Source organism: Methylotuvimicrobium buryatense 5G (assembly GCF_000341735.1).
GTDB classification, from domain to species: domain Bacteria; phylum Pseudomonadota; class Gammaproteobacteria; order Methylococcales; family Methylomonadaceae; genus Methylotuvimicrobium; species Methylotuvimicrobium buryatense.
The window spans coordinates 1,882,303-1,884,205 of record NZ_KB455575.1 but is presented as its reverse complement, the minus strand read 5'-3'; the positions used below and the strand labels follow the sequence as shown (position 1 = coordinate 1,884,205).

Genomic DNA, 1,903 nt, shown 5'->3' with positions numbered 1-1,903 from the left:
GCAGCAGGGTATTTAAAAAGCTGATCAAGTGCTCTTTACTGGCCTCTTCGCCAAACGCTTTTTTGAAACCGAAGTCGGTAAACAGGTTGATATATTTTTCTTTCACGGCACGGTTTGAGCTTTATGCGAGTTGTTATGGCGAAGTTTAGCATATACTTTGCACGGTCATATTTTCGGCTTTTATGGCAATGCTATTTTGTTCGGTAGCAAGGCGCGAAAACAGGCACATAGCAAGCTATGTAACTGTTTTCGCTACGCAGCTACCGGACAAAAGAGCGCGCCAGAAAACTGAAAATGTGGCCGTGCAAAGTATATATATTGTTCGGTTTTTTCAAGCTTTAGATGAACTCGACATCTTCCTCTGATTTTCGCTGAGCGTATTTACGCGGTTCTATGAGAAAGGCGGTTAAAACCAGGGCAAACATATTAAAAATTCGTTGGAAACATAAAATCGCTGCCAGCGAAGGAACATTAGCCTCTTTTTTACTGATATCACGAAGCTAGAGCTTCACGTATCGGTTTTCCAAGCAGGAACTTGGGAAACAGCAGAATAATCTGCCCCAAAGGCGTTACTAAAATCTTACCTGCGCCCAAACAAAGCGATGGGTTTCCGCTTCGCTGCTACCCATCCTACAGCTGGCGATAGTTTCCACAGTGTATGGATCTGTTACCAAATTTTCGGTGAAAATTTGCCGTCGTTGCGGATTAAGACGGGGTTTCCGCTTTGGGCGAGTACGTATAGGCCTTTTCGGTAAGCATAGCGGGCAACGTCATTCGGTATGACCATTGCTGCAACTGCGCCCATTAGTTCGACATCCCGATATTTGGGCAATAATCGTTTTTTCATCGTTCCTACGCTCTGCGTGGGAATGCATCCCGGGACGCTCTGCGTCCCCAGAGGTCGATAATCCCGACAAGAGCAAGTACATTCCTTAGTCCAATTGCCCGCCGCAGTCGACGCAGAGCGTCTAAAGCGGCATTCCCACGCAGAGCATGGGAACGAGCGTTTTGAGGGGATACCTCAGAACCCGATCCCTTTTACTTATTAACTTGGTAGTTATTTTAATGCGCTTGACCACGACTTTTATAAGGGTTCATCTGAAATGAAATGCGCAAGGTTAGCCCGTATTTCGGCAATGACATCCATGCTGAGTCCAGTCAGTTCGGCTATGTCTTCATCGCTCATCTCCCGGCGGATCATTCTGATCGCTAAGTTGCGTTTTTCATCTAGCCGGCCTTCTTCTCTTCCTTTTTCAATTCCTTCTTCTCTTCCTTCTTCCCTACCTTCATCCCTCGCTGTATCGATTACGTTTTTGAGATCGCGGTAGTATTTCAGACTGGATTCATAGGCGTCGCGTTCTTCCGGCTGAAAGCGGGCGATCCGGGCTTTTTCAAACAAGCTTAAAAAGACCCTTTCGCGCAGCCTTGGCGGAATTTCGTCCAGTTCATGCAGGTGGCGGAACACGTAAAACCATTTATCTTGCAGAGTGTCCAGTTCATCCTCGGTTTTGGTGAAATTGGGCAGGGTCAAATAAATAAAAGTCAATTTTTCGTAAAAAACCTGATGATGCTGATTTTTCAATTGGACCCGATGCACGACTTCGTGACGGCCTTGGCTTTCGTCTTCATCAAAGACAAAATCCAGGATGCCGATCGTATAAACCGCAGCCAGCTTAAAATTCCAGTCACCTCGCTCGGCTTGCTGTTGAATCGGAAAAGTGGAATAAAACACGCTACGATCTTTAAAGAAGTTCTGCTTAGCTTTTTGCAATTCTACAATAAAGTATTCGCCGGTCGAGCTGACACAGCTGAGGTCGAAAATCGCTTTGCGGTCTAAAGCCGAAGCCCCCTGACGTTCATTTTGATTGAATTGCAACTCTTGAATTTGGTGTTTTTCCGGCAG

At 46.0% G+C, this 1,903-nt stretch carries 3 protein-coding genes; all 3 read right to left on the bottom strand.

All coding sequences use genetic code 11. The features are described from left to right. Positions 1 to 106, bottom strand: a 106-nt coding sequence (locus tag METBU_RS28725; RefSeq protein ID WP_235726455.1) for an Rpn family recombination-promoting nuclease/putative transposase, incomplete at its 3' end; no start/stop codon positions are given. 561 nt (positions 107 to 667) lie between these two features. Then, positions 668 to 847 (bottom strand): hypothetical protein, encoded by a 180-nt coding sequence (locus METBU_RS23715; RefSeq protein WP_017840196.1) that lies wholly within the window; start codon positions 845 to 847, stop codon positions 668 to 670. Positions 848 to 1,084: 237 nt separating this feature from the next. Then, the coding region (locus tag METBU_RS23710) for an Rpn family recombination-promoting nuclease/putative transposase (protein ID WP_017840195.1) at positions 1,085 to 1,903 on the bottom strand (819 nt) is incomplete at its 5' end.